Source organism: Vibrio superstes, assembly GCF_003569005.1.
GTDB classification, from domain to species: Bacteria; Pseudomonadota; Gammaproteobacteria; order Enterobacterales; family Vibrionaceae; genus Vibrio; species Vibrio superstes.
The window spans coordinates 956,003-977,228 of record NZ_BCUR01000004.1 but is presented as its reverse complement, the minus strand read 5'-3'; the positions used below and the strand labels follow the sequence as shown (position 1 = coordinate 977,228).

General features: G+C 44.6%; 17 protein-coding genes, 1 tRNA gene, 1 other RNA gene and 2 pseudogenes. 10 read left to right on the top strand and 11 right to left on the bottom strand.

What is annotated here, in order from left to right; all coding sequences use genetic code 11:
- Window positions 1-21: 21 nt before the first annotated feature.
- Window positions 22-975 carry a DUF2860 family protein gene (locus tag D5I41_RS12485; protein WP_119010057.1) on the bottom strand — a complete coding sequence of 318 codons (954 nt, stop codon included), beginning with the start codon at window positions 973-975 and terminating at the stop codon, window positions 22-24.
- Between the two features lie 211 nt (window positions 976-1,186).
- Between D5I41_RS12485 and D5I41_RS12480 the strand changes: the two genes are divergently transcribed.
- Complete coding sequence (locus tag D5I41_RS12480) at window positions 1,187-1,573, top strand: hypothetical protein (RefSeq protein ID WP_147094845.1); 387 nt, start codon at window positions 1,187-1,189, stop codon at window positions 1,571-1,573.
- Between the two features lie 205 nt (window positions 1,574-1,778).
- Here the strand turns inward: D5I41_RS12480 and D5I41_RS12475 are convergent, their stop codons facing one another.
- From D5I41_RS12475 to D5I41_RS12455, 5 genes are all read right to left on the bottom strand, one after another.
- A complete protein-coding gene (locus D5I41_RS12475; protein ID WP_119010055.1) occupies window positions 1,779-2,696 on the bottom strand; it encodes a LysR family transcriptional regulator in 918 nt (305 codons plus the stop codon).
- Complete coding sequence (locus D5I41_RS12470) at window positions 2,693-3,619, bottom strand: LysR family transcriptional regulator (RefSeq protein WP_235868964.1); 927 nt, start codon at window positions 3,617-3,619, stop codon at window positions 2,693-2,695. The genes D5I41_RS12475 and D5I41_RS12470 overlap by 4 nt, the downstream gene beginning before the upstream one ends.
- 841 nt (window positions 3,620-4,460) lie before the next feature.
- Window positions 4,461-6,479 carry a site-specific integrase gene (locus tag D5I41_RS12465; protein ID WP_119010053.1) on the bottom strand — a complete coding sequence of 673 codons (2,019 nt, stop codon included), beginning with the start codon at window positions 6,477-6,479 and terminating at the stop codon, window positions 4,461-4,463.
- A 151-nt stretch (window positions 6,480-6,630) separates the two neighbouring features.
- Window positions 6,631-6,727, bottom strand: an RNA gene (gene ffs / locus D5I41_RS12460) — signal recognition particle sRNA small type.
- Between the two features lie 112 nt (window positions 6,728-6,839).
- Window positions 6,840-7,574, bottom strand: a complete 735-nt coding sequence (locus D5I41_RS12455; protein ID WP_119010052.1) for a VP0952 family biofilm-associated protein — start codon at window positions 7,572-7,574, stop codon at window positions 6,840-6,842.
- A gap of 59 nt (window positions 7,575-7,633) precedes the next feature.
- Here D5I41_RS12455 and D5I41_RS12450 point away from each other — a divergent pair, with 59 nt between their 5' ends.
- Entirely contained in the window at window positions 7,634-7,936 is a 303-nt protein-coding gene (locus tag D5I41_RS12450) for an MGMT family protein (protein ID WP_119010051.1), read from the top strand.
- Between the two features lie 53 nt (window positions 7,937-7,989).
- Here the strand turns inward: D5I41_RS12450 and D5I41_RS12445 are convergent, their stop codons facing one another.
- Window positions 7,990-8,436 carry a YbaY family lipoprotein gene (locus D5I41_RS12445; RefSeq protein ID WP_119010050.1) on the bottom strand — a complete coding sequence of 149 codons (447 nt, stop codon included), beginning with the start codon at window positions 8,434-8,436 and terminating at the stop codon, window positions 7,990-7,992.
- Between the two features lie 150 nt (window positions 8,437-8,586).
- Between D5I41_RS12445 and tesB the strand changes: the two genes are divergently transcribed.
- Window positions 8,587-9,444: an acyl-CoA thioesterase II gene (gene tesB / locus D5I41_RS12440; protein WP_119010049.1), complete on the top strand. Its 858-nt coding sequence runs from the start codon at window positions 8,587-8,589 to the stop codon at window positions 9,442-9,444.
- A 266-nt stretch (window positions 9,445-9,710) separates the two neighbouring features.
- Window positions 9,711-11,144, top strand: a complete 1,434-nt coding sequence (gene putP / locus D5I41_RS12435) for a sodium/proline symporter PutP (RefSeq protein ID WP_119010048.1) — start codon at window positions 9,711-9,713, stop codon at window positions 11,142-11,144.
- Window positions 11,145-11,256: 112 nt separating this feature from the next.
- Here the strand turns inward: putP and D5I41_RS12430 are convergent, their stop codons facing one another.
- Window positions 11,257-11,724, bottom strand: a complete 468-nt coding sequence (locus D5I41_RS12430) for an Lrp/AsnC family transcriptional regulator (protein WP_119010047.1) — start codon at window positions 11,722-11,724, stop codon at window positions 11,257-11,259.
- A gap of 129 nt (window positions 11,725-11,853) precedes the next feature.
- On the opposite strand from D5I41_RS12430, the gene D5I41_RS12425 reads away from it, so the two are divergent.
- The gene (locus tag D5I41_RS12425; RefSeq protein WP_119010046.1) at window positions 11,854-12,918 is read left to right on the top strand and encodes a PLP-dependent cysteine synthase family protein; all 1,065 of its coding nucleotides are present in this window, start codon (window positions 11,854-11,856) and stop codon (window positions 12,916-12,918) included.
- Between the two features lie 123 nt (window positions 12,919-13,041).
- Window positions 13,042-14,667 (top strand): VRR-NUC domain-containing protein, encoded by a 1,626-nt coding sequence (locus tag D5I41_RS12420; protein ID WP_119010045.1) that lies wholly within the window; start codon window positions 13,042-13,044, stop codon window positions 14,665-14,667.
- A gap of 33 nt (window positions 14,668-14,700) precedes the next feature.
- Here D5I41_RS12420 and D5I41_RS12415 read toward each other — a convergent pair whose 3' ends face one another.
- Window positions 14,701-15,018: a DUF1244 domain-containing protein gene (locus D5I41_RS12415; protein ID WP_119010044.1), complete on the bottom strand. Its 318-nt coding sequence runs from the start codon at window positions 15,016-15,018 to the stop codon at window positions 14,701-14,703.
- Between the two features lie 169 nt (window positions 15,019-15,187).
- Here D5I41_RS12415 and D5I41_RS12410 point away from each other — a divergent pair, with 169 nt between their 5' ends.
- From D5I41_RS12410 to D5I41_RS21650, 3 genes and pseudogenes are all read left to right on the top strand, one after another.
- On the top strand, window positions 15,188-15,745 hold the full coding sequence (locus D5I41_RS12410) for an outer membrane beta-barrel protein (RefSeq protein WP_119010043.1): 558 nt from the start codon (window positions 15,188-15,190) through the stop codon (window positions 15,743-15,745).
- Window positions 15,746-15,772: 27 nt separating this feature from the next.
- Window positions 15,773-16,141 (top strand): annotated as a pseudogene (locus D5I41_RS21655) (AlkA N-terminal domain-containing protein); the annotation flags it as partial.
- A 216-nt stretch (window positions 16,142-16,357) separates the two neighbouring features.
- A pseudogene (locus D5I41_RS21650) lies at window positions 16,358-16,573 on the top strand (DNA-3-methyladenine glycosylase family protein); the annotation flags it as partial.
- Window positions 16,574-16,621: 48 nt separating this feature from the next.
- On the opposite strand, the gene D5I41_RS12400 reads toward D5I41_RS21650, so the two are convergent.
- Both D5I41_RS12400 and D5I41_RS12395 read right to left on the bottom strand, forming a co-directional pair.
- The gene (locus D5I41_RS12400; RefSeq protein WP_119010041.1) at window positions 16,622-19,732 is read right to left on the bottom strand and encodes a multidrug efflux RND transporter permease subunit; all 3,111 of its coding nucleotides are present in this window, start codon (window positions 19,730-19,732) and stop codon (window positions 16,622-16,624) included.
- Window positions 19,732-20,796, bottom strand: a complete 1,065-nt coding sequence (locus tag D5I41_RS12395; RefSeq protein ID WP_119010040.1) for an efflux RND transporter periplasmic adaptor subunit — start codon at window positions 20,794-20,796, stop codon at window positions 19,732-19,734. The genes D5I41_RS12400 and D5I41_RS12395 overlap by 1 nt, the downstream gene beginning before the upstream one ends.
- A gap of 318 nt (window positions 20,797-21,114) precedes the next feature.
- On the opposite strand from D5I41_RS12395, the gene D5I41_RS12390 reads away from it, so the two are divergent.
- Window positions 21,115-21,199: transfer RNA gene (locus D5I41_RS12390), tRNA-Tyr, on the top strand.
- Window positions 21,200-21,226: the final 27 nt, after the last annotated feature.

Genomic DNA, 21,226 nt, shown 5'->3' with positions numbered 1-21,226 from the left:
AGGCTTTAATTCTTTATAAACTTAGAACTTGTAGCTCATACCAACTGATGCGAGATACTCTTCATTCTTGTAGAAATCGATGTTGGAATCGTTATAGTTCACACCCGCAAACGACACTAAGCTCCAGTTATCTAAACCAGCAAAGTTAGCGTACTCATAAGCGACAAACAATTTGTATTTGTTGTCTGAGCGCGTTTTACCATACAAAGAGTTATGGCCATCGTAGTCTCGGTACGCGTAGCTGCTCGTCACAGCAAGTGTGTGCGTTGCATGAGTCACAAAGTACGTCATTTCTAATTCATATTGTTCAAACGTCTCTGCTTTACCATCTGCGTCATTATTTAGATAGCCAAGGCTTGTACTCAGTCCCATGTTTGGTCCAAAGTGTGCTAAATAGCTACCTTTTAGCGCGTACATATCGCTGTCACGCAATAGCTCTGCTTCTTGAATGTGCTCTTCATCAATTTCTTGGGTTGCGTACGCCATATCAACAGAGAAGCCAGAGCCTACAATGTTATTCAACTTCAATCGATAAGCGTGCCCATCAATATCCGTTTTGCTTCGACGGCCTTGTAAGTATGGGTCTTTCCATACTTCACCAGATAGAACGGTTGGTAGGTAAGCAATATCTACCTGAGTACCGTTTTGCATATCAAACTGATAGCCAATCTCAAAAGCGAGGTCACCAACAGCCAAATCGTCACGAGAAGTACCCATATAAACCCTCTGAGTATGGTTATCAACCAGTTCGTACGAGATGTGACCTAGAGGCATCACAATAACGTCATCGTTATGGGAACCTTTACTCGTTCTATCGTTTAGCTGCGCATCGCTTTCAGTGCTGAGGTTTGAGTTTGTCGACACATAACCTGTTGCTAATATGATCTCACCGCTCAAGCGTGAAGAATCGAAGGCGAAAGCGCCTGCTGCTAATGAAGATAGAATGGCTGCGGATAGTATGCTTTTAGTTTTCATTTTATAACTCTCTTAATATTTCTTTCCTTATGTTGACTTCGTTACATCCATTTAGTGAGCGCTATATTAAGTGTTATTTTTATTTTTAAAATGAATAACAGCTATGCAAATTTGTTTATCTTCAATGGTAAAAATGAATATCTCTTATTCATTTTTACTGTCCATTGCTAAATATAATATGTCGCTATCTATTCTTATTTGGAAAATTAAAATGACCCTAAATTTGATGCTTAAAGAAGAGCAATACCAAACAACTATCTATCTGAACGACAGACCCTATGATGTTTTCGATACTGGAGAAGGACAGTGTTCAATCATCATAGTGAACAATATTGGATCGCACATCGAGCAGCTCACTAAAGCGAGGGTTAAAAATCGTGTTATCTTGGTGGACATTACCAAAATGCTCGAAAAGTACATCGATAAAAAGGAAGTGATCTCGCAATTGCTGGCGAATGACCTTCACCTCCTCTTTGATGTTTTTTGGCTAGAGGATGTTCAAATAAAATCAGAGGTCAAGCATGTCGATATGACTGCCGTTTTTGACGTTGTTGCATTGAGAAAGTACTCACGCTCACTGCTAAAAAGCAATTTCTAGTTTCACGCCACCAAAGGCCATCGACCAATGTGATATAACTCTGAAAAATAGAGAGGCTGCTAACACATTTAATTAGGCTTAAAGCGACATGAGAAAAGAGGTGTCGCCATCGTGCTTAAACAGCGCCTAAACGATGGCATGGCATTTTCATATTTGGCCAATAGGAGTGCTTCCTACCGAAAAGGCTGTTGAATTGTTGGCTGTTCTATATTTTAGTGAAATAGTGTTGAACAGATTGCTGTAACGCGGAGTAGAAAGGCACTCCTCTTCTGGACTGCAAGTACCCACCACACACTTCACTTGTTCTCAACCCTTCGGGTAAAAGCGGCAAACTATAACGGCATAACTGCTCATCTAATGTGCTGACAAACTGACTGCCAAACATAATGGCATCGGAGTTCACTAATTTGTTAATGATTACACGTACACTGTGTGTGGATAGTGAGACTCTAGCTCGATAGCCCTTGTAGGCGTAATACTCTTCTATCTTTGAGTGTTTAGTTTTGACGCCATCAACAATGATTTTAGCGATCGGCAAGTCATGAATATTCTCCCAATCTGAGTTTAAACTAAGGATCGGATGATCTTTCCTAGCCACAAGACAAAGATCGACTTCCTTTAAAGTATGACGATAGATGTTTTGTGGGAGGTTTTGAGAGGCAAAAAGAACGATGTAATCAATGTTGCCGTCTAATACCTGACTTAATGAATTTTCTTGCCAGTAAATCAATTCAAAATCAGCTTTCGGAAAGGTGTTTCTCAATTGACTAAAGAGCCCATCCCCATGCAACTCTAATATGATGATGTTGATCGCTATTCTTATTGTCCCCTCAAACATCTTTGGGTCGAAGTCTTGGTATGAGTCAATGATTTGGCTCAATGGCCTAAGCATTTCAGCGTTGGCTTCAGCGAGTTTAACCGCCAAATCAGAAGGTTCGACCCCATGAGCTCTTCTAATAAAAAGCTCATCACCAAACGTTTCTCTCAGTGTCGCTAAACCTCGGCTCACGCTCGCCTGTGAGACACCTAAGTGTTCCGCTGCCGCTGCGGTGCTGCCTGAATGGACAATAGCTTCCAGATATTTCAGTAAGTTAAGGTCGAGGTCGTGCAGTTTTGTTTTCATTGCTTACCCTTAATGAGAGAGTTGGAGTCAAAAAAGGTTTGTATTGATTGATGAAGGGCCTGAGTTAAGGGGTTCCCTCGTCGGTCTTGCAAATACAAGCCATTGATGTCCAAAAGGTTGAATGTCTCTGGCGTCGGTGGAAGCGCATATTCTGAGAGTACCGGATCGTTCACACACACATATCGGTTTGAGAATAGAATCGCATCGCTATTTTTTATCAAAGCCACAGCCGCACGAATGCTGTGCGTAGTCAGTAAGAAATTCGCCTTGTAACCTCTTTGTTCGTAGAGAGTCTCTAAAATGCCTTTATTAGGATTGATGCCATCCAAATACAACCGAGCTATGGGCAAGTGATGAATGCTCTCCCAATCGCTGCTTTTCGATAGCACTGGATGGTTTTTACGCGCAATAAGAACATTCTCTAGCTGAGCTAAGCCGCGGCAGTGCAGTTGTTGTGGGAATTGGTAAGATTGCAATTGAATAACGTAATCAACGTTGCCTTTGAGCACGTCGTTCAATGAGTCTTTTTGCCATTGAGATAGATTAAACGTCGCGTTTGGGAAAGATCGCCTTAATTGAAGCACCAATTCTGGGCCAAAAAATTCGAGCAAAAACGTATTCACCAGAATAGTGATCTTGCCAGTGTACTGCTGTGGTTCAAAGTCTAAATAGGCGTCCAGTACTTTCTCAATAGGCAACAGAATTTCTGCAGAAGCTTGAGCTAGTTTAATCGCTAATTCAGAGGGTGCTAACCCGTGATGTTGTCGAACAATGAACTGTGGCCCAAAATGCTCTCTGAGCTTCACTATTCCACGACTCACGCTGGCTTGAGAAATCCCTAACCTCACCGCTGCTGAACTTGCGCTTTTCGTCTCTACGATCGCTCGTAATACTTTTAATAGATTTAGGTCTAAATCATGAATATTAATATATTACACCCTCGATGTGTGTCATCCTAATAAGCCTCTCCCCATTAACCTTGCTGAAGAATCTACTGATTACGTAAACCATTTAGTCCGTTTTGGCAAATTATTCTGCGTAATTAATTATCACTTTCTTAGCTGACCATGCAGTAGGACACTATTTACTATAGTAACTAACCTGTCTGGTTTTTAGAGCTTTAAGTCACAAAAACAAGAAATGCTCTTTAATTATAGAATAACTAAGTTCTTATTTTGATTAAGCGAAGAAATACCTTTCAAATAAGGGATTGGGTTAACGCAGCATCCGATCATAGTACTCTATGATTCTGAGGAAGCTTTAATATTCATAAGACATTTCATACGATTCGACCCAGCAACTGAAGAGCGACTAGATAGAAAGCACACTGCAGCACTGTCTCTGGACTAGGTTTACGTTCGCTAAGTGACGTTCTTATCGATGTTAGCTGTAGTTACAATCAAGCAGCGTTAGTACCAAAATACAATGATTCTCAAATAAAATCTTTAAGAAATTTGCCCAATAAGAAAACATCGCTAAGTATACAGCCATTAATTCTCACGATAATCTAACTGTGTATTTAAGAAGCCTAAATGAATTGACATTAATAAACCTAAAAAATTCTAGAAAGAGTAAAGGGGTATTACCTTGCATTACAGACATAAAGAAAAATTAGCCAATTAGGACGGATATCCCAAGAAGAGGTAAGCGGTGCTAGCACGAAATGGGGCAAAACCTTGCTAGCGAAGAGTCCTTAAGCACGTTTGAGACATAAGCGATTTATATAGCGATGGTGCTGAACTGATAAGAGCTCGAATACAATATCTATTTTTTAGACTGCATGGCGAGATATTTCTCACGATGCTCTTTGTGGTATTGCAGGTAATTCCCCTCAAAAAATGGGGTAATGTGCTCAGGAACACACGGAAAATGCAGCGCATCAAGCTGTTCTTTTAACATTTTCAGCGCGACTTCTTTTCCATATCGCTCAAACGTAATGTCTGCATTAATATGCCCGGCCAGCGCCTTTATCAGGGGTTGATTTATCCCGATGTTATCTTTATAGAAACCAAGGCAATTATGGCGCAAGCTGTAGAATGACTTTAATTCAGGGCTCTCTTGATATTTTTTACTGAACGTTCGTGAAAACCAGTCACCGGCACCTCGAAAGTATTTATCTTTCTGGTGATAACTTAACTCTGGAAAAATACGTTCATTGGGCTCAAACAAAGACACGTAATCGATAAACCCTAACTCTATCAATCGTGCATGTATCGGCAGCTTCCGAATGGATTGAGGATTCTTGACACTCTGAAGCTCCCTACCCGCGCGCACCTCAATATAGGGGATGCTGCACTCGGTTTTAATATCATCGCGATATAATTGCGCCCCCTCGTTGCCTCGCAACATATCATATAAGCTCAGCAGTGGTAGCCAATATTGATAAGCACAAGGGGTTTTCGTACGTGGATTCACCCCAAGTTGCCCCTTCGAGAACACCCGATGGCCAAAGACCATGGCTAAATCAGTCTCGTCCATTGGTAATCGGTCATCCACTTCCTTTTGCCCTTGAGGACGCTTCTTAACGATGCCTACCCAAGGATTCTGTATGTGTTTTTTGTCATAATGCTTCGAGGCCCAAGCATAAAGCGTAGATATCGAGCCGATATAGTCGCTGACCGTTTTTTGTTTCAGCGTGGGTAATGGCGAGTCTAGGCTCACATTAATCTCAGGCCATTCGGTTCTCGAACGCCCCTCAAATAATGCCTTATGACGTGTCTTTAGTGGGTCAACAGGCAAAGTGGTGATGATCGCGGCGGCTCTAATGGCCTGATCTCGCGAAATGTTACGCACATCATCCGTACCTAGCACTTCATGCACCACCAAACATCGACGCTGTGCACGATCTCCCTCAGGGGGAAGCTCTGATCTATTCGAATTCACAACCAACAGCTGTTCCTTTTCCTTCTTCTGCGCCTCAAGCACCGTTTGGATATGCCAATGGCGAGGACACGAAGGAGCAGGCATAGGATCTGCCTCTGCATTTGAGTGAGAAACGGTGGCACTGGTCTGCGGTTGGCTGAACGGTTGTGATGAACTCGTTGGGCATTGTTGCGAGGCTTCATCTTGTCGACTCTTTACATCAATCGGCTCTGTGTAGCTGTGATCAAAACACTCATTATCAAGATATTGGGTACTTTCAGAGAGCTGACTTAACTGATTGTGGATCTTCTTTATCAATGGAAAATCCAGTGACTCGAATGCTCGGCGTGCATCCAACCTTAAATCAAGTAGATTCGTGAACTTCATCATCAGCAGATCCATCGCTTCAGGGGCAGGTGATGTACCGTCAATAAAGCTGATCTGCTTCATCATGTTCTTAACAAACTGTGAGGGAGCTAATCCTCCCGCATAAATCTCATTCACTACCGCAAGCGATGGAGTGAGGCTCAAGTCGAGAAGATACATCTTATTGGGTGGTATACGCTCTTTCGTAAATACCTGATTCAGCTGGCGTAATTTCTCCTGATTCTCGGGAACGTTCTCAAGTAGCTCCAACGCTTTCTCTATTAGCCTTTGACTATCCAAAGCACACAGGTGAATGATAACTGGCACAGTCTGGAGCGTAAGTTCAGTACTGGTAATACAATGAGTATGCAGTGTCTTCATCTTTATTTTTATCTCAACTTCAAGTTGCAAGGCTTTAATTTGAGCCGCCTGTTTGGATATCGAACCTAAGGACGTTTTTACCTCACGTCGAAAGCCAAAAAACGGCCGAGCAAGCACAGGGATCTGGTATCGAAAACGCCAGATCCCATTTGAGCTGAGAGAAAGATATCGCATAGTGTAGTACCAAGGTTTAGTACCAGTCCGAAATGCGTGAAGACTCGCAAAAATAATTTGAGGTAAAGGTTTACTTTGCGTAAATAGCGATTTATTTCAATGCTTTAGATAGCAAAAAGCCGCTATAAAAGCGGCTTCTTTAGATTGGGTGGAGACCCAGCCACATCCCGGCACACAAGTCATCCGCTGCGGCTGCTTCCTTCCGGACCTGACCGAGTTCACGAACTATTGTTGCGGGAGGACCAGGCCTCCATAGAGCATCTCCAACAAATAGCTTTGCTAAAGAAGTGTGGGGATTATTCATCATCCCCTGAGTTTATACAAGCGCTTTTTCTGGCTTTGGTGTTAACCGTTGAAAGTTTAATCGCCAATCTCTTCATTTATACGCAGGATGTAATCTGTCATCCAGATTGCACCCAAAATCAGTAACCAAACCAGCAGTACGATTCCTTGTACATTTCCGCTTGGCATTGCAACCAGTGAAGCGAACGCTGCGGTTGGCAGTGTCCAGCATTGCAGTTTAAGAAGCTTAGACTTGCTCTTCACCATGCTTTCCATTGAGAACATGATACCGACAATCGTCAACGAGATAAGCGCTGCGTGAGTCATATCAGCCACCAGCAAAGGCAGCACTAAGAAAAGAGCCCACCAGCCGTGCTTAGAGGAGGTTTTCCATGATACGGCCGCCAGCCAAATCATCGCCACACTGACTATTTGCAGCAGTGTGTAGATAGCTTCTCCGCTTAGCGCACCAATAACTTGGGAGTAGATAATCCCTGACTGCATGAATAAGAAAAACGAGAACACACACAATCGAGCGCCAATGTTACAACGCTTAGAAAACGCCACCATCAATAGAGGAAATAAGATCCACATCGATACTGAAAGTGCTGTAGGTTGATATGAGAGAGTGAAGCCGTATAGACAGAGGCCGACAAGTAGGAAAATGCCTGATGCACGTGAGCGCGAGATAATCCACAGTGCTGGGATAGCCAGAGCCAGAACGGGAACATTTCCCTGACTGACATCGATGGACTGAGCACATATAATGGCCAACAACGTGGTAATAAAGAACTGAACTGTAGAAAACATCATACTCGCCTCCTTGCGATTACTGTTTTTATTCCTCAATTTATTTAACAGTCGATAACATTATGCACCAATTAAAATACAAAGTCTTTGCGGTAGTTCACCAAATTCCGCTAGGAATGGTCAGTACCTACGGAGATATTGCTAAATTTTCGGGCTATCCGGGTTACGCGAGGCAGGTAGGCGCCATTTTAAGTAATTTACCAGAAGGCTCAGCCCTGCCCTGGCATAGAGTAATCAATAGTAAAGGGGAGATTTCGCTTAAAGGTGAGGATTTACAACGCCAGAAATTACGGCTAGTTGAAGAAGGAATTGTGTTTAGTACAGCAGGAAAAGTGAAGTTAAGGCAGTTTCGCTGGCAACCCTAAGCCAAAAGCTCAGGATCGCCACTTTTCATCAGATGTTATCCAAATGTAAAAAACTAACGAACTCCAACTAATTGAATCGCTACGTCGTGAGTTTGTTCGATATCGGTAATCACTCTTACCGCCGTATCGGTAGTGAATCTAAGCTTACCGTCCACACGAATTTGCGCTCGAACATTGTAGGTGTGTCTAGGGTCAATATCCGCGCTGTTATAGCTTAGGCTGAAGCCAAACGGCACTTGCTTGCCCTCTGTGGTAAAGGTTTGAGTATCTAGAACCACAGCTTTCGCATCTGCAAGGGAGGTATCTTCAAGGGTCACCGTTACCTCGGCATTATCCGGCAAGGCTATTCTTTCTCTATAGGCAAGAGTCCCTGTCACCTCTACCATTTCTGCGCTTTCTGCCATATTCACTTTCATTGCGTCACTCTCGGTTTGTGCACACCCTACTAGCAATACGCCCACTGCTGATGCCAACATCCAATTTCGTAAGTTCATGGTCATTGATTCTCTCTTATTGTTGGGTTTTTCTAACTATATCCTACGCTTAGTTACCGATGTTACTCAATATAAAACGCGCGCTCTGTCACAAATAGCTCTTGTTTAATAGGTCATTAACGGGTATTTTCGGATTGCAACTGAATCGGAGGTCGGATGAGCAAGCCACTAAATGAACTATTAACACTTTTACAGTTAGAGCAACTAGAACTCGGTTTGTTCCGAGGTGAAAGCGAACACCTTGGATTACCGCAAGTGTACGGTGGTCAAGTGTTAGGGCAAGCACTCTCGGCTTCTCGTTATACCGTGCCAAGCGATCGCAGCGTCCACTCTTTTCACAGCTACTTCTTGCACCCCGGCGATCCCAACAAAAGCATCATCTATGATGTTGAGAATCTTAGAGACGGAAGAAGTTTTAGCACTCGACGTGTAAAAGCCATACAGAACGGCCGTCCCATCTTCTATCTCACAGCATCTTATCATGGCGATCAGCCCGGATTTGAGCATCAAAATGCAATGCCTGACATCCCGGGCCCTGATAACTTTGCATCAGAAGGCGAACTTGCTTCCAAGATTGCTGAGTTTTTGCCAGAGCCAATTCGTCAAACCTTTTGCGGTGAGAAGGCTATTGAGGTTCGCCCAGTTAAGGTAGTCAACCCGCTCAAGCCGCATAAAGAAGAGCCTAAGCAATATCTTTGGATAAAAGCGAATGGCGAACTTCCTGAGAGCCAATTAATCCATCAGTATATTATGGCTTATGCATCAGACTGGGGCTTCTTGGTAACAGCGCTTCATCCTCATGAAGTCAGCTTGTTCACTCCTAAGTTCCAAGTGGCTACTATTGACCACTCTATGTGGTTCCACCGCCCATTTAAGATGGATGATTGGCTACTTTATGCGATTGAGAGTCCAAATGCGGCTAACTCAAGGGGCTTAGTGCGCGGTGAAATCTTCGACCGCTCTGGCAACATGGTAGCAAGCGCCGTTCAAGAAGGTGTAATGCGCTTTAAATAACCAAACACCGACGCAAAACATAGTAAAGCACACTCATATTGGGGTGTGCTTTTTGGTTTCGACACAAATGTTGATCTAATCTGTTTGTTATCCGCATAACTATCCGTAAAATACGCTAAACATCGGAATTACTTGCTTATTTTGTGAGCTGGCCGACTATAAATGGCTGTTTGGATTAACATTCACAACATCACTGTTAACATCCCTTTAGCAATTAATATTGCAAATCCTCCATTTCTTTTCTCCCTCAGATGTAAAGGCAGAACATGATCTATATACAATTCGGCCTGTACCTAGTGCTTATGCTAGGGATTGGCTATTACTCAATGAGAAAAACACACGATAACCAAGACTTCATTATTGGTGGTCGTTCTTTAGGCCCTGTAACTTCAGCGGTCAGTGCTGGCGCCTCAGACATGAGTGGCTGGCTATTACTTGGACTACCTGGTGCCGTTTTTGCCAGTGGTTTGGTTGAAGGTGTTTGGATTGGTTTTGGTCTCACCATGGGTGCATACCTAAACTGGCTTATCGTCGCTCCGCGTCTGCGCGTTGCCACAGAAGCAAGCAACACCGTCACCCTGCCTAGCTTCCTCTCAAAACGATTCGAAGATAATTCAGGTTTGATCAAAACCGTTTCTACCCTAGTTATTCTTTTCTTCTTCACTCTATATGTGGCTTCGGGTTTGAAAGGCGGCACATTGCTATTTGCTCATAGCTTTGGTGCAACAGAAGAGGTGGCTCTTTATGTCACCGCGTTTGTCGTGATTTCCTACACCTTCCTTGGTGGTTACATGGCGGTATGTTGGACTGACCTTATTCAGGGCATTCTAATGCTAGCGGCCTTGTTCTTCTGTATGTTGCTCGGCTACATGGCGATTGCTGATTCAAGTGTTGTGATCAGTGAGGTGAGACCTGAAGCATTTAAGTTCTCAACCAGCTTTATTACAGGAGCCTCTCTCGTTGCTTGGGGCCTAGGTTACTTTGGTCAGCCACACATCCTTGCTCGCTTTATTGGTATCGACAAGGTTGAGAACATCCCTAAAGCGCGCCGCATTGGTATCACTTGGATGATCCTGACACTAGTGCTGTCCGTGTCTATCGCTCTTATTGGTATCGGTTACGATGCTACCCACCCACTGCAGAGCGTTTCTGGAGAAGGCGGTAACAGCGAGCGCATTTTCTTAGCGCTAACGGATGCCCTATTCCACCCTGTATTCGCAGGCTTTATTCTTGCTGCAGTATTGGCAGCGGTTATGTCTACTGCTGATTCACAGCTATTAGTTCTGACCTCCTCTCTTACTGAAGACATTGGCTTCATTAGCAAGATGGACGAGAAGAAGAAAGCATGGATTAGTCGTATGGGTGTGGTTGGTTTTGCCGTGTTCGCACTAGTAATTGCAGCAAACGATGATGGCTCAATCCTATCCATGGTGGGTTATGCATGGGGCGGATTTGGTGCGGCATTTGGTCCACTAATGATTCTATCTCTTTGCTGGAAAGGAACCACTAAGGCCGGCGCGGTTACCGGTATGATCGTGGGTGCTCTGAGTATCTTTATCGTTAAGAACTACATCTCAATTGAAGGCGAATACTTCTATGAGTTACTACCTGCATTCATTCTGTCATTCATCTCTATTGTTGTTGTGAGCAAGGTAACCCAAGCTCCATCGCAAAAGACGTTGGAACAATTTAAGATCTAATTAAACTTAGACCTTAAAAACGGATGTCAAAAGCGAGGCCTAGTGCCTCGCTTTTTTGTATCTAGATTTCATTCTATTCATGGTCCGCAATCAGAGTAATACCAACCAAAGGTTAAACCGCACCAAGTGGCAATTCAGTCGTGTACTTGATGGACTCCATGGCAAAGGTTGAGGTTACGTTCGATATTCCTGAGACCGAGTTCACTAAGGTCTTATAAAAGTTATCGAAGCTCTGCATATCCTTCGCCAATACCTTGAGCATATAGTCATAGTCCCCTGCCATTCGGTAGAACTCCATCACCTGTTCAAACTCAGAAACCGTCTCTACAAACTGCTGATACCACTCATGGGAGTGATCACTGGTTTTTATCAATACAAAGGCAGTGAAAGACAACCCCAACTTTTCAGGGTCGAGCAATGCCACTCTGTTTTGAATAACCCCATCTTCTTCCAATCGCTTGAGTCGTTTCCAGCACGGCGTTGTCGTCAGGTTCACAGCTTCTGAAAGATCAGCAAGAGATACCGTGGCATCTTTTTGCAGCATAGTAAGTAGTGTTTTGTCCGTTCGGTCCAGTTTCATTTCATTAAAACCCACACAAAGAGAAAATTATTCTACATTTTAGGCTAAACACTGCATTTATGGGTAAGTTTTTCTCAGGGGGAAGGGGTAAATTATCTGTATTCGGTCAAAGACTTCTGGAATCACATCATGAACACTGAATCTACTTGCACTCACAGTTGGATCAATCGCGCTATTCAAATCATTGAATCTGACTATCAACGTTCTGCAGACACTCACCTTATTAAGCTAGATGTGGACGAGTTTCCTGGCATTGATATCTATCTAAAAGATGAAAGCACCCATCCAACCGGTTCTCTTAAGCACCGCCTTGCCCGTTCACTGTTCTTGTATGCACTATGTAATGGCTGGATTGGCCCAAAAACGCCAATCATTGAGTCTTCTTCAGGGAGCACTGCGGTTTCAGAGGCTTACTTTGCCCGCTTGCTAGGCCTGCCGTTTATTGCGGTTATGCCAAAAGGCACAGCAAAGAAAAAGATTGAGCAAATTGAATTCTACGGCGGTAAGGCACACCTTGTTGAACGCTCTGATGAGATCTATGCAGAGTCGCATCGCTTGGCTGATGAGCTAGGCGGTCACTATATGGACCAGTTTACTTACGCTGAGCGCGCCACCGACTGGCGTGGTAACAACAACATAGCAAACTCTATCTTCGGTCAAATGAAGATGGAACAACATCCAATTCCAAAGTGGATCGTAATGAGCCCAGGTACAGGTGGCACGTCTGCAACCATTGGTCGCTTCATTCGCTATCAGCAATGTGAAACTCAGCTTTGTGTTGTCGATCCCGAGCACTCTGTTTTCTACGACTACTACCAATCGCGTGATGCTAAGATCACCCTAGATCGTGGCAGTAACATTGAAGGCATTGGTCGCCCTCGTGTTGAGCCAAGCTTTATTCCTGGTGTGGTTGACGAGATGATCAAAGTGCCTGATGCGCACTCTATCGTGACTATGCAATGGCTAGAAGAAAAACTGGGACGTAAGGTTGGTCCGTCTACTGGCACTAACTTATACGGTGTTTTCCAGCTAGCAAGAAAGATGCGAGATAATGGCGAAACGGGTTCTATTGTCACTTTGTTGTGTGACAGTGGCGAGCGCTACCTTGACACTTACTACAATCCGCAGTGGGTTAAAGAGACCATTGGTGACATCAGCGCCAGTCGCGATCACCTGCTCACACTATTGGCATAATCTAATCATTAGAGCTAAACAAGGCTATAAAGGATAGGGGCTTAACTAGAGATAGATAAGCCCCTATCTTTTTGTTGTATCCTTAATCCATAACTAAAATACTTGGGTTTATTTAAAGACACAATGCAGCAAATGGAACTTCCTGAAGGCTATTACCATCGCAATTTCAATGCCCTAATTGAGCATGCTCAAAATCATTATTCTGATTTGTTGCACAGGGAAGAACTTCAGTGGATAAAGGATTATTACGCTCTCGATAGAGAAGCGCAGCGACTACTCGTTCGCTTGTATTCAAGAAAGGGAGAGTGGTTTCGCAGTGACAAATTACACTATGCTGAAATCCCCGATTTAGATCGAGCGTTTGAGCAACTTGTACGCCTTAGTTTTATCTCCATACCCGATGCCATAGACACCGAGGTTCTTTGCCGCTCTATCCTCACCAAGCCAGAGGTTCTTAAGCTATTTCCCCAGCTAGGCAAATCCTTATCTAAATCAAACCTCGTGCAACAGGCCGCTGAAGAGTGCGAGGAAATTGCGACCGACCAGCTCGATTTTACCTTGGTACACCTAGAGTACAGCGCCTTTCTCGACACATTAACCACACTGTTCTTTGCCAACGCAAGACAGGATTTGAGTCAATTTGTCCTTAGTGACCTCGGGCTTCATCAATTTGAGCAGTACAGCCTAAGCAAGGAATTACGCTTTTTTAACCGCAGAGTTGAGGTCGAGCAATTGCTATCGCTGGCACAGGTTAGCGACCGTTATTACCAAATGGAAAAATCTGCCTCAAAGACAGATAAGATTGAAACCCTGTCAGCACTACTCGATGCAATGCCAGTCAACATAGAACACTCTTATGTAACGAGACGACATCAAAGGTTAATCAATAATATTGCTCGTGATTTAGAGCGCCTAGAAGACTTCGACAAAGCGATTCAATTATTTGAGCAATCGACTCTTGCCCCTTCAAGAGAACGCAGAGTACGTATACTCATTAAGCGTGATAGGCTGAGTGAGGCTAAATCCCTTGTTGAGCAAATGCTAGAAGCGCCACAAGACGAACCCGAGCATGAGGTAGCACAGCGGTTGCACCAGCAGCTAAATCGTAAGCTTGGCATAAAGACAGCTAGGGTTTCTAAACCGACTATCGCTTCATACCATATTGAGCTCGATCTCACCGCCCAAAGGGTTGAGTCCGCTGTCGTGCATCACCTAGAACAAACGGGTTGGCAAGCCTACTTTCTGGAAAACACCTTTTTGACGGGCCTATTTGGGCTGGCTTTTTGGGATGTGATCTATGCGCCCATTGAGGGGGCCTTTCTAAATGCTTATCAGATTGGCCCAAAGGATCTCTATACGCCTGAGTTTACCGAGAAGCGTCAGCCGCTGATTGATACTCGGAAAGAGGAATTGCAGCACTTAGGTTTTGCAGAGCTGGAACGAGTTTATCAATGCAAGCAAGGGCTCACTAACCCGTTTGTGCATTGGCCAATGTTTGATTTGACGGTTCTGCAACATGCTAAGCACTGTTTTAGGATGAAAGAATTGTTAGGGCTATTTGAGATCATACTCGCTGATGTGCGCAGCTTTAGAACCGGCATGCCGGATCTCATCGCCTTTAAGAATAATGACTATCGCTGGATTGAAGTAAAAGGACCGGGAGACAAATTGCAAGACAACCAGATTCGATGGTTTAAGCAGTTTTCTAATTTAGGTATCAAGGCTGAGGTGTGTTACGTGAATCACTAGCTCTCTGCCATCTTAGAGAGCTAGCGAAGAGGGTTACTTCTTGTCTTTTGCCTCGAATGCGGCAAGTTGCTCTGGTGTAGCCGGCAATTGATGGTTCTGTTTCCACTCATCATAGGTCATGCCATACACGCGCATGCGAGCATCATCGATATCCAGATCTAAGCCATTCTCTTTGGCTTCAGCGGCATACCACTTACTAAAGCAGTTACGGCAAAACCCAGCCAGAATCATTAGGTCGATGTTTTGCACATCTTTATTGTTGTCTAAATGAGCCAGTAGACGACGAAATACAGCAGCATCCAGCTTGTCTTGTTCTTCTTGAGACAGTTGTTGATGTTTTACCTGAGTCAATGTTCTTCTCCTTATGCTAAACAGCACTAGATAACGTTTTTGATATTTATAGAAACCTAGTTGTAATATAACTGTTAAGCTTATGATGTAAATACACTTTCGAACAGTTTGTTATTTACCTAAGCTAAGTATCGATAATGTTAATACTAACACGTAATCAAGGATGACTATGAACAAGCTGCGGCTCATTAGCCTGATATCTGCAACCCTATTCTCATTTTCTTCTGCCGCTGCAGGTAACAACTCATTTTTCCTCGGTGTCGGTGATGTAGGCTTCTCTCCTGATGGTGACTCTACCGATAGCTTCTCCAGCCCTAGCTTTATTATCGGCGGAGGACAATCCTTCAACGAGCACCTCAGCATGGAGGGTTTCTTTCGTTATTCAGAGGCCTCTGACGATGCCAAGACCTATGAAATCAACTACTACGAGTTAGGCCTATCTTTATTGCTATCCACGGGCGAATTGGGCGATACCCCACTAGAGATCTTTGGCCGTACCAGTGCCATAGCGACGAATATCCAAGGCCATGATATAAGTAATGGCTCAAGAGAGGATATTGGTGATACTACCGGTGGTGTCTTTACCGTGGGAGCAGGCTTGATATGGAATATCAACACTGACTACTGGTTAAGAGCTGAATACATTTATGGCTATGCCAACTCAGGTGTAGGCAATTATGATGCAGATTATGATGGCTTACAGATCAGCCTTGGACTCGACTTTTGATGTCGTTGCGTTTATGTAGACACTAAAATGCCAGCATCGGATTTACCTAAAACAAAAGTCTTACCTAGCGTAGAACTCGATTATAAGGGCTCGCTAGACTGGTCTTTCATGCTGTCGTTTTATCAACGCAGAGCGATCCAGCATATCGAGTCCATTGACGAAAATAGCTACTCTCGATACGCCTTTTTAAATGACAAACCTATTTGGTTTAGGCTCACCCAAAACCGCCCTCAATCCCTCACTCTAGAATACGATGTTGCGTCTGATACCGAGCTTCGACCATTAATAGCCAAGCTAAGAAGGATGCTGGATCTTGATGCGGACATTGACGCTATTGAGGCTCACCTTAAAGCTGTTGAGCCTGATCTCATCAAAAGGACAGGTATTCGTATCCCTGGAGTGTGGAGCTCATGGGAGGCAGGGGTTAGAGCCGTACTTGGGCAGCAAGTCTCCGTTACTGCCGCCATTACTCAACTAAACAGGCTGACCGAACAATTGACTGACCTTACTCAGTTTCCTAGCCCAAAGATAGTCGCGAGTGCAGACCTATCATTTCTAAAGATGCCTCAGCGCCGAAAAGACTCCCTAAGCGCCCTTGCCGACTACCTAATTAAACATCCAAGTGCGTCGCCCAATGAATGGCTAGCCATCAAAGGCATTGGGCCGTGGACTGTGCAATATGTGCAGCTACGAGGACTATCAGAACAAGACTGCTTTCTTAGTGGAGACTTGGTGGTGAAAAAGGCATTAGCTCATTTTGCTAGGCTGAATGAAAACACCGCCCACCCTTATGGGAGTTACGCTACTTTTCATCTGTGGAATCAATAAGCCAGATCCGAAGATCTGGCTTATTCGTTTAGTCAGCTATGTAAGCAACTAGTGACTGATGCGCCCCTTAGTATCATGTTCAAGATCTTGATTTAGCATCTCTTCTACATGACCTGGTGACTGAGTCTTAATCGACAATAGTCTGTACATCGCAGGGATAACAAACAAGGTCACTAAACTCGCAAATGCCATACCAAAGAAGATAACAGTACCCACCGCAATACGACTCTCATAACCTGCGCCTGTGGATAGAATCAACGGAATAGCACCCGCAAGAGTAGTAAAGGCAGTCATCATGATAGGTCTTAAACGACGTGCCGAGGCATCGATGATCGCTTGTTCAAATTCAACGCCCTTGTCTCGAAGCTGGTTAGCAAACTCGACAATCAAGATACCATTCTTGGTCACCATACCAATAAGCATGATCATGCCGATTTGGCTATACACATTCAGCCCCTGCGACATGATCACTAGCCCAAGGAAACCGCCAAAGATACCCATAGGTACAGTGAACATTACCACCAGCGGGTTAATGAAGCTCTCAAACTGCGCCGCTAGCACCAAGTAGGCCACCAGCAGTGCTAACGCAAACACAATCAAGATTGACGATTGGTTCTCTTTAAAGTCTTTCGACTCTCCGGAGTAATAGATTGAGATATCACTTGGCAAAATTTCAATGGCTTTCTGATCTAAGAAGTCCAGTGCATCGCCTAACGTCGCACCCTCTTTTAGGTTCGCCTTAACCGTAATTGATTTTTGCTTGTTGTAGTGCGACAAACGAATGGCAGAGGCAATCTCTTCCACCTTAGTAATGGAATCTAGGGTCACTAGGTCACCATTACCCGTGCGCATATAAATCTGACTCAGGTCGGTGATGTTATTAAAGCTATTTTCATCACCACGCAGATAAACGTCGTACTCTTCACCACGGTCAACATAGGTGGTCTCTGTTTTACCCCCCAACATGATCTCTAAGGTGTCAGAGATATCGCTTTGAGTAATACCAAGCTCGGCGGCACGCTCTTTGTCTATGGATACCACAAGCTCTGGGGTTTTCTCAGAGTAGTCGGTGCTCGCGCCATCCATGAATGGGCTATCATCGGCTTCGTTCTTTAAGATCTCCGCCCACTTTTCTAGCTCGCTATAATCTGGACCACCGAGAACAAACTGCACAGGCTCACTAGAACCGCCTCTAAAACCAGGCAAAAATGGATAGATGCGAACATCAGCAATATCCCCAAGGGCTTTTCGTACAACGCCCAAAGCTTCATTTGCTGATTGGTCTCGCTCTTCCCAATCTTCCAAGATCATAATGACAAAACCTGTTTGGTCACCCGCATTACCGCCAAAGGCTGGCGATTGAATAGAGAAAGATTTAAGCAACCCTTGCCCTAATAGAGGTAACAGACGTGTTTCAATAATATCCATGTTAACCGCCATGCGGTTATAACTGGTTGCGTCTGCGCCCCTAGCAAAGGCAAAGATAACGCCGCGGTCTTCTTGCGGGGTCAGCTGCGCTGGCACATGATTCATTAATTGATATGAACCGCCCACACAGGCAAGGATAACCACAGGCGCAGCCCATCTAAGCTTCAAGGCGACAGTCAGTACGCGTCGATAGCCTCGCTCAAGCTTCTTAAACAAGAACTCTACGCCACGATTAAATCGATTTGGCTTCACATTGGCCGAGAGGATTTTACTACCCAGTACTGGCGTTAAGGTCAAAGCAATCAAGGACGAGAATATAACGGACATTGCCAGCAGCACTGAGAACTCAGTAAATAGCAGACCTACCATGCCATCCATAAAGGAAATTGGCAGGAATACCATCACCAATACCAATGTGGTCGCAACAACCGCAAAGCCTACCTCTCGCGTGCCCTTATAGGCCGCAAGCAATGGCGTTTCACCGCGCTCAATATGGTGGAAGATATTCTCAACTACCACAATGGCATCATCCACTACCAGACCAATGGACAAGATAAGCGCCATCAGCGTGATGAGGTTAATACTGAAGCCAAAGTAATATGCAGCGATAAATGAGGATATTAACGATACCGGCACCGTTACCGCCGGGATCAGCGTCGCTCTCGCCTGACCAATAAAGATATACAGCACCAACACCACTAGACCACCAGTGATGAACAAGGTGTTATAAACCTCGGAAATAGAACGGTCGATAAACACTGTGGAGTCGTAATCTACCGCTAGGCGCGTACCCTCAGGTAAGAACTTTTGGATATCATCCACTTGCTTGTGAACGGCTGTCGCCACATCCAAGGGGTTAGCATCCGACTGAGGTACAATACCCAAGCTTACGTTGACGACACCATCGCTTCTGAAGGTAGAGTCTTCGTTTTTCGCGCCAAGATAAACGTCCGCCACATCTTTTAGATAGATAGGTGTGCCGTCTGCCGCTCTTCTTACCACTAAGTAATCAAAATCTTCCGCGCTGTTGTAGGTACGGTCGGTTCGCACTGACATGACGATGGCATCGTTTCGTACTTGCCCGCCTGGGCTCTCAATGTTTTCAGAGCGCAGTGCTGAGGTGATATCCGCAGTAGTCACCGCTCGACCTGCCATTAAGATTGGCTTGAGCTTAACGTACATCACCTTATACAAACCGCCAGATACCTGCACCGAACTCACGCCGGAGATAAGGCTAAAGCGGTCTAATAATACGCGATCTACATAGTCAGTAAGCTCTGTTCTATCTAAAAAGTCGGAACTTAAATTGATATAGATAGAGGCTTCACCACTGCCGTTGTTTTTATAAACGGTGGGGGTATCGGCCTCGTCGGGTAACTGATTCTGAGCCCTTGCCACCGCATCACGAACGTCACTGACCCCGGTATTGAGGTCATAGCCTAGGTCAAACACCACGGTAATACGTGACATACCATTTCGAGTGGTGGAGGTGATCTCATCGATACCACTGATACCCGATAATTGATCTTCAATGACCGAGGTTATCTGGCTTTCAATGATGGTGGCAGAAGCGCCGTCATAGCGAGTATTAATTGACACCACTGAGCTTTCGATGTCTGGCATCTCTCGTACAGCAAGCTTTGAGAACGACACAATACCAAACACGCACAGCAACAAGCTCAGAACGATAGCGGCAACCGGTCGTTTAACCGAAATGTCAGATAACAACATTACTGACTAACCTCACTGCTCTCTTCTTCGCCAACCACCTTAACCAAAGCGCCGCCACGCATATTTACCACGCCCTGCACTACGATAGTTTCGCCGACTTCTAAGCCTTTTTCGATAACAACTTCGTTTTCTACACGAGTACCAAGGAACACCTCACGACGCACCGCTTTGTTACCTTCCTCAACCACATACACAAAACGCTTCGTTCCCATGTACTCAAGTGCTTGAACAGGAATAATTGCTGCTTCTATCGGTGGGAATTTCATCGTAGCTTGAACCAGCATACCCGGCTTCAATTTACCCGTATCATTATCGATATCGATACGCACACGAAGGTTCAAGGTGTCTGGGTTTACGCGTGAGTCGATGCCCACTAACGTACCTTCAAACAACTGGTCGCCCCATGCATTCGAGATAGCCGAAACCGACATGCCAGTGGACAGCATTGGCAAGTATCGTTCAGGTACCTGAAGATCCAGCTCCATCTTTTCTAGGTTATCGAGGGTAAGCAGTTCAGTGCCCGCGCTCACTAATTTACCTAAACTAAAATCAACAAAGCCGATCTGACCAGAAAATGGGGCTCTAAGAGTTCGGTCTTGTAACTCAGCTTTCGCTGCATCTAGGCGAGCTTTCGCGATATCGACACTCGATTTTTGCCCTTCAATCTCAGTCAGGGTAATCGCTGCGCTCTTTCTCAAGCGTTCATATTCATTGAGCTTACGCTGCTCGTCATTCAAATACGCCTGCGCCTCAGCGACCGATGCTTTTGCCTTGTCATCACTAAGTCGAATCAACACCTGTCCGGTTTTAACCTTCTGATTCGTTCCAACCGCAATACGTTCGATTGTGCCGCTGACTTCAGGGGCGATGATTACAGATTGCGATGCTTTGAGCTTACCAACCAATGCTAAGCTTTGAGAAATCTCATGCACACCCACGTCTTGCGTGGTAACTGCGACTTGTGAAGGCCCGCGAGGTCCTTTTGCAAAAGATGGCGCACAGAGTAAAGTGCCAAGCAAAAGTGCAGAGGCGATAGAAAGTGGTTTTGCCATTTGTTGAGTCATTCTCTTCATAATAATTCGTAGATTTTCCTAATCTGGCCTCATTTTATCAGCTGGACGGGTTCATAACGTCAATCAATGTAAAGTATTGGGATTTAGAAGCATTAATACGTTTTGAGGTGATTATACGATCGGCGTTAAGGCTAAGCTTTGCGTACAATTGAGCATCAAAAATGACGCTTTTTAGCCATTGCGTGCAAAAATCGGTCATACAAACTGTTTTTTTAAGAAAATGCTTTACAGAAAATCCAGGTCTGGATATTATGCGCTCCGAACTTGAGAATAGCGTTGGGAAATCTGCTCTTAAGTATAAAATACCCTGGTGGGGTTCCCGAGTGGCCAAAGGGATCAGACTGTAAATCTGACGGCACTGCCTTCGATGGTTCGAATCCATCTCCCACCACCATATTCTCTTAATTGATTTATCAGTTGA